The organism is Streptomyces beijiangensis (assembly GCF_017315755.1).
GTDB classification, from domain to species: domain Bacteria; phylum Actinomycetota; class Actinomycetes; order Streptomycetales; family Streptomycetaceae; genus Streptomyces; species Streptomyces beijiangensis.
The window spans coordinates 35,638-41,874 of the sequence record NZ_JAFLRJ010000115.1; the positions used below are offsets into that span (position 1 = coordinate 35,638).

The following is a 6,237-nucleotide window of genomic DNA, read 5'->3' on the forward strand; positions in this document are numbered from 1 at the left end:
TGGGCGATACTCACCGTATGACAGAGATCCGGCGGGCGACCGCCCGGGACGCCAAGCGGCTGACCAGGCTTGTACGGACATCGGGCGCCTATCAGGGCCCGTACGCGCCGATGATCGCCGGTTACCGGATCGGGCCCGACTACATCGAGATCCACGAGGTGTACGTCGCCGTGGGCGAGGACGAGCGGGTGCTCGGCTTCTATGCCCTGCTGCTCGACGCCGCCGAGCTGGACCTGATGTTCGTGGCCGACTCCGCGCAGGGGCTCGGCATCGGCCGGGAGCTGATCGCGCACATGGTGAGCCGGGCGTGCGCCGCCGGTCTCGACGAGGTGCGGGTGGTCTCGCATCCGCCCTCCGAGGGCTTCTACCTCAGCGTGGGCGCGGAAAGGGTCGGCACGGTGGCCGCCAGTCCGCCCGCCGTGGCGTGGGACCGCCCCGACCTGGTCATTCCCGTCGTACGACGGCGCACTTGAGCGCACTTGAGCGCTGGTACGTGCTTCGGTCCGGGGTTTGTTCCGGCGGCCTCACTCGATCAGGTTGCCGTCCGCCCGACCCCCTCCTGAACGGAATGCATCAGGTCACCCTTGGTCACGAGGCAGTCCTGCACGATCTGTTGAGGAGACACCATGCGATCCACCACGCTGTCCCGCGCCCTGCGCACACTGACCGCCGCCACCGTCGGCGTCCTCGCCCTGGCCGGATCCACCGTCGCCACCGCGGCCCCGGCCCCGGCGTCCCGCCCGCAGGCCGTCCGGGCCCCTGCCCTGGTGTGCACGGTCAACGACAACGGCGTCAATTACCGGGGCGGACCGGGACCGGAGTATCCGGTCCTCGGCCAGGTGAACCGGGGTCAGAACCTCGACTACCGCGGGCGGACAGGGGACTGGATCATGGGCGACCTGTGGGGCGGAACCACCGGCGTCTGGATCTATGTCGCCTACCTCGACTGTTAGCGGTCGCCGACGAGTGATCACCGGTCCGGACCACCCCGCATGCGGGCCACCTGACGCGGTGTGAGGGTGCCAGTGTGACCACTGCCAGCGACACCGCACCGACCGCACCGCCCGTCCTCGACGTACGGCAGCGCAACATCGTCTTCGGCACGATCATGCTCGGCATGCTCCTGGCCGCGCTGGACCAGACGATCGTCGGCACCGCTCTGCCGACGATCGTCTCGGACCTGGGCGGTGCGGAGCACATGTCCTGGGTGGTCACCTCGTACCTCCTCGCGGAGACCGTCGCCACCGTCCTGGTCGGCAAGTTCGGTGACCTCTTCGGCCGGAAGCTGGTCTTCCAGGTCTCCGCGATCATCTTCATCACCGGCTCCTTCCTCTGCGGTCTGGCGACGAACATGTCGCTGCTCATCACCTGGCGCGCCATGCAGGGCATCGGCGCCGGCGGCCTGATGGTCACCGCGATGGCGCTCATCGCCGATGTCATCCCGCTGCGCGAGCGCGGCAAGTACCAGGGCGCGATCGGCGCCGTATTCGGTGTCGCCACCGTGATCGGGCCGCTGCTCGGCGGGCTCTTCACCGACCACCTGACGTGGCGGTGGGCGTTCTACGTCAACGTCCCCATCGCCATCGTCGTGGTCATCGCCGCCGCCCGTAACATCCCCACGGTGAAGTCGGCGATCAAGCCGGTCATCGACTACCTGGGCATCGCCCTGGTCGCTGTCGGCGCGAGCGCCCTGATCCTGGGCACCAGCTGGGGCGGCAACGAGTACGCCTGGGGCTCGCCCACCATCATCGGCCTCTTCGTGGGCGGCATCATCGCGCTCGGCCTGTTCTGCCTGGTGGAGACCCGGGCGGCGGAGCCGATGCTGCCGATGCGCCTCTTCAGCAACCCCGTCTTCACCGTCTGCTCGGTCCTCAGCTTCGTCGTGGGCTTCGCCATGCTCGGCGCGATGACCTTCCTGCCGACCTTTCTGCAGTACGTCGACGGGGACTCGGCCACCATTTCCGGCGTCCGGACCCTGCCGATGGTCGTCGGTCTGCTGATCGCGTCGATCTTCAGCGGGAACGTGGTCAGCAAGACCGGCAAGTACCGGATCTTCCCGATCGTCGGTTCGCTGGTGATGGGGCTCGGGCTCTATCTGATGTCGCTCATGGGGGCAGGCACCAGCGCTTGGCTCTCCTCGCTCTATATGTTCGTGCTCGGTCTCGGCATCGGTCTGTGCATGCAGGTGCTCACGATCGCCGTGCAGAACACCGTCGACTACACGGACCTCGGCACCGCCACCTCCGGCGTCACCTTCTTCCGCACGCTCGGCTCCTCCTTCGGCACCGCGGTCTTCGGCACCATCTACACCAACTCCCTGGCGCCGAACCTCACCTCGGGGGTCGCCGAGGCCGCGAAGGCCTCGGGACTGCCTCCCGCGCAGATCGCCAAGTCGGCGACCAGCCCGGAGGGGCTGCACACGCTGCCGGCCAAGGCGGCCCAGCCGATCATCGAGGCGTACGCCGACACCATCCAGACCGTCTTCCTGTGGACCGTGCCCGTCGCGGTCGTCGGATTCGTCGTCGCGCTCTTCCTCAAGCAGGTCAAGCTCCGCGACACCGCACGCGCCGGCTCCACCGACATGGGCGAGGGCTTCGCCTCCCCCTCCAGCGGGGACTCCTCGCGTCTGCTGGAGGGGGCCGTCGCCAAGATCCTCATCGCCAAGGGCCCGGACACCGCACGGCAGATCCTCACCGACTCCGACACCCGCCTCGATCCGGCGGGCGCCTGGGCGGTGATGCAGGTCGAGCTGTACACACGGATGGTCGGGCACACCTCCATCGGGCTGATCGCCGGCCGCCACCGGCTGCCGCCCGAGGTGCTGGTGCCGGTCTTCGAGCGGATGGTCGACGAGGGGTATCTGACCCGGGCCGGCGGTCTCTACTCGCACACGGCGGCCGGGCAGCGGGAGGCCGACACCATCGCGACCGCCTGGTCCGACTGGCTCAACCAGCAGCTGGAGGAGGACACCGGGCGACCGCGCTCCTCCGAGCTGCGGGCCGCGGTGGACGCGATCTCCAAGCGGCTGCTCGCCGAGGACCTCGCGCACGGCCTGCCGCAGAACCGGCGGCCCGCGAGCCTCGGTTCCCGTTCCTGACCGCTCCCCACCTCCTGGCCCCGAAGGCGAGACGGCACACCCGTGAGCAAGGACATCCGCGAAGACCCCCGGGAAGTCTCGGACGCGGGGGACGCCGGATACAGCAAGGCGCTCAAGCCCCGCCACATCAGCATGATCGCGATCGGCGGGGCGATCGGCACCGGTCTCTTCCTCGGTGCGGGCGGCAACTTCGCCAAGGCGGGGCCGGCACTGGCGTTCGCGTATGCGATCTGCGGGATCTTCGCCTTCTTCGTCGTACGCGCGCTGGGAGAAATGGTGGTCCACCGGCCATGTCCAGCCTCAACTCGGGGCTCTATACGACGGGGCGGATCCTGCGCTCGATGGCCATGGCGGGCTCGGCGCCCGGCTTCACCGCACGGATGAGCCGCAGTCATGTCCCGTACGCGGGGATCCTGCTGACGTCGTGCGTAGCGCTGCTCGGTGTGGCGCTCAACGCCTGGCTGCCCGGGGAAGCTTTCGGGATCGTCACCAACATCGCCTCACTGGGCGTCATCTCCACCTGGACCATGATCATGGTCTGCCATCTGGTGTTCGTACGGCAGTCCAAGCTGGGCCTGCTCGACCGGCCGGACTTCCGGCTCTGGGCCTCACCGTGGATCGAGCTGCTGACGATCGCGTTCCTGGCCGGTGTGGTCGTGATGATGTGGTTCGACACGGACGGGGCCGGACGCGACACCGTGATGTTGATCGTGCCGATCGCCGCGGCCCTGGCGCTCGGCTGGTTCGCGGTACGAGGCCGGGTGCGCGGGATCGCGACCGCCCAACAGCCCCCACCCTTCGACCCCTTGGGGTGACACGTTCCAGCCGGCGGGAAGCGATCGCTCGCGGACACCGCTGACGGGTCGGGGGTGGGCTACGGCTGTCCGTCGGCCCGCTAGCGGAAGCGGCCGAGTGAGAACCGGGGTTCCGGGTCGCCCTCCCCGGTGGCGAGTGCGGCGGCCATGGCGCCGATGAGCGGGGTGAACTTGGCGCCGTGGCCCGAGCACGGGGAGACGATCACCAGGGGGCCCTGGCGGTCGAGGACGAAGTCCTCGTCGGGGGTGGTGGTGTAGAGGCAGGTCGCCTCGGCCACCGGTTCGGGGTCCAGACCCGGGAGCCGGTCGGTCACGAATCCGGAGACCCGCAGCCGGGAGGACTCGTCCGGTTCGCCGGTGCGGGTACGGGCGGTGGTGGGGGTGCCCTTGTCGTGCTCCGCGAGCTTGACGGCGGGGGCCGCGCCGCCGTCTGCGCCCGAGGGCAGTCCGTAGAGGGAGAGTTCGTCCTGGGAGACCAGGGTCGGCCAGGACGCTTCCGGGTCCCGCTGGCGGAAGTGGAAGACCTGCTGCTGGGTGATGCGCAGCTCCGGCAGGGGCAGGCCGAACTCGGGCAGCCAGGCGCCTGCGGCGACCACCACGGTGTCGGCGACGATGGCGCCGCCCTGTTCGGTGCGGAGCAACGCCCTTGCCGCGCCCAGGGGTTCGACCGAGGCGATGCGTACGCCGGTGAGGACGCGCGCGCCCAGCTCCGTCGCCCGCCGTACGCAGGCCGCGACCGTGGCGTCGGCGTCGATCACGCCCGCGTCGGGGTGGTACAGCGCGGGGCCGGTGAAGCGGATGCCCGGCCAGCGTTCGCCCGCGTCCTGCGCGGTGAGGAGCTCGTGCGGGACTCCGGCGGTGGCGAGGATCTCGGCGAGACGGGCCGGGTCCCGTCCTTCGCCCAGGTCGAGACCTCCTGTCGTACGGAGCAGACCGGCGTTGGTGTCGCTCTCCAGCTCCTTCCAGGCCTCCCCCGCCCTGCCGGTGAGATCGATGTAGAAGGGGTCGTCGTACACCCTGCGGTAGATACGGGAGCTGCCGTGCGAACTCCCCTTCATGTGACCGGGTTTGTACGCCTCGATCAGGGTGACCTCATGGCCGGCACGGGCCAGCTGCCAGGCGGTTGCCGCGCCCATCAGTCCGGCGCCGACGACGGCGATCACGGCCGGCACCCGGCGGCCGGGGCGGATGCGGCGGGGCGGGGCCGGCCGCGGGTTCGGACAGGGGTCTGCATTTCCAGGGTCATGACTCGAAGGTAGTTGGCGGGACGGCGTCCTGCTTCGACCGGGCGGTCAGTAGCCGGGCGCGGCGTACACGCGCTCCCCTCCTACGTAGGTGAGCGCGACCTTCGTCTCGGCGATGGCCCCGGCGTCGCCGTCGTACGGGTCACGGTCGAGGACCACCAGGTCGGCGAGGGCGCCGGGGCGTACGGAGCCCGTGTCGTCGAGGTGGTTCACGTACGCGGAGCCCGCCGTGTACGCGCCGAACGCGGCGGTGAGGTCGATGCGCTGCTCGGGCAGGAAGACCGGGTCCTTGGCGCCGGGGACGACCCGGTTGACCGCGACATGGATGCCTTCGAGGGGGTTGGCGCTGCTGACGGGCCAGTCGCTGCCCGCCGCGAGTGTGGCGCCGGAGCGCAGGAGCGCACCGAAGGGGTACTGCTGCGCCGCCCGCTCAGCGCCCAGGAAGGGGATGGTCAGCTCGTCCATCTGTGGTTCGTGGGCCGCCCAGAGCGGCTGCATGTTGGCAGTGGCGCCGAGCGCGCGGAAGCGGTTGATGTCGTCGGGGTGGACGACCTGGAGGTGGGCCAGGTGCGGGCGTGTGTCGCTGGGGCCGTTCGCCCTGCGGGCCGCCTCGACGGCGTCCAGGGCATCGCGTACCGCCCGGTCGCCGAGGGCATGGAAGTGGACCTGGAAGCCGAGTGCATCCAACTCGGTCACATAGGACGGAAGTTGCCCGGGGTCGATGAAGCTGGTGCCGCTGTTGGCGGTGACGCAGCCGCACCGGTCGAGGTAGGGGTCGAGGAGGGCCGCCGTGCCGGTCTCGGCCACCCCGTCCAGCATCATCTTCACCGAGTCGGCGCGGAACCGGCCGTGGCGCAGGGCCGCACGGCGCTCCACCAGCTCCGGTATCTGTTCGGCGCCGCGCTCGCGGTCCCACCACAGGGCGCCGACGACNNGAGCATGCCGGTCGGCACACCCTGTGCGTCGCGTTCGAAGCGGCCGTCGGCCGGGTCGGGGGTGTGGCGGGTGACTCGGGCGATCTCCAGGGCGCGGGAGTTGGCCCAGGCGCCGTGGTGGTCGCGGTTGGGGAGGTAGACGGGGC

Annotated in this window: 5 protein-coding genes and 2 pseudogenes; 5 read left to right on the plus strand and 2 right to left on the minus strand. The window is 70.3% G+C overall.

The window, feature by feature from the left end; genetic code table 11:
• Positions 1-17: 17 nt before the first annotated feature.
• The 5 genes and pseudogenes from J0695_RS13155 to J0695_RS13170 all read left to right on the plus strand — a co-directional run.
• A complete protein-coding gene (locus J0695_RS13155) occupies positions 18-473 on the plus strand; it encodes a GNAT family N-acetyltransferase (RefSeq protein WP_307798597.1) in 456 nt (151 codons plus the stop codon).
• Between the two features lie 153 nt (positions 474-626).
• Positions 627-953, plus strand: a complete 327-nt coding sequence (locus J0695_RS13160) for an SH3 domain-containing protein (protein ID WP_206962184.1) — start codon at positions 627-629, stop codon at positions 951-953.
• Positions 954-1,027: 74 nt separating this feature from the next.
• Positions 1,028-3,097 carry an MDR family MFS transporter gene (locus tag J0695_RS13165; RefSeq protein WP_206962185.1) on the plus strand — a complete coding sequence of 690 codons (2,070 nt, stop codon included), beginning with the start codon at positions 1,028-1,030 and terminating at the stop codon, positions 3,095-3,097.
• A gap of 132 nt (positions 3,098-3,229) precedes the next feature.
• Positions 3,230-3,481, plus strand: a complete 252-nt coding sequence (locus J0695_RS46260) for a hypothetical protein (RefSeq protein WP_425573215.1) — start codon at positions 3,230-3,232, stop codon at positions 3,479-3,481.
• A pseudogene (locus J0695_RS13170) lies at positions 3,385-3,912 on the plus strand (amino acid permease); the annotation flags it as partial. The gene J0695_RS46260 and the pseudogene J0695_RS13170, both read left to right, overlap by 97 nt.
• Positions 3,913-3,992: 80 nt before the next feature.
• Here J0695_RS13170 and J0695_RS13175 read toward each other — a convergent pair.
• Together J0695_RS13175 and J0695_RS13180 are read right to left on the minus strand one after the other, a co-directional pair.
• On the minus strand, positions 3,993-5,075 hold the full coding sequence (locus tag J0695_RS13175; RefSeq protein ID WP_206962186.1) for an FAD-dependent oxidoreductase: 1,083 nt from the start codon (positions 5,073-5,075) through the stop codon (positions 3,993-3,995).
• A gap of 129 nt (positions 5,076-5,204) precedes the next feature.
• A pseudogene (locus J0695_RS13180) lies at positions 5,205-6,237 on the minus strand (amidohydrolase); the annotation flags it as partial.

Coding starts and splice junctions, on each gene's coding strand:
- J0695_RS46260 (WP_425573215.1), top strand. CDS start 3,230: ATGATCGCGATCGGCGGGGCGATCGGCACCGGTCTCTTCCTCGGTGCG.
- J0695_RS13155 (WP_307798597.1), top strand. CDS start 18: ATGACAGAGATCCGGCGGGCGACCGCCCGGGACGCCAAGCGGCTGACC.
- J0695_RS13160 (WP_206962184.1), top strand. CDS start 627: ATGCGATCCACCACGCTGTCCCGCGCCCTGCGCACACTGACCGCCGCC.